General features: G+C 49.0%; 1 protein-coding gene. It reads left to right on the top strand.

All coding sequences use genetic code 11. From position 1 onward, the window contains the following. Window positions 1-208 (top strand): hypothetical protein (locus AB9K26_RS13585; protein WP_369973108.1); only part of this gene is annotated, 208 nt, incomplete at both ends.

The raw sequence follows: 208 nt of genomic DNA, 5'->3' as shown, positions 1-208 counted from the left end.
TGGTACCACTATCGAGTGCGACCAGGATGCCAACGATTTGACGCTTACTGGTGACGTGACCGATGAAGCGGACAACTGCTCAAATGGATTGGAAGCAACATATTCTGATGCCGTGGCTGATGGCTCCTGTGCAAACGAATCTGTAATCACAAGAACTTGGACACTTGTCGATGACTGTGGGAACGAGACAAGCCTAGTGCAGACAATA

Source organism: Psychroserpens sp. XS_ASV72, assembly GCF_041224425.1.
In the GTDB taxonomy this organism is placed as follows: domain Bacteria; phylum Bacteroidota; class Bacteroidia; order Flavobacteriales; family Flavobacteriaceae; genus Psychroserpens.
Note: the sequence above shows the minus strand (reverse complement) of the source record. Positions and strands in the feature narration are given on the sequence as shown.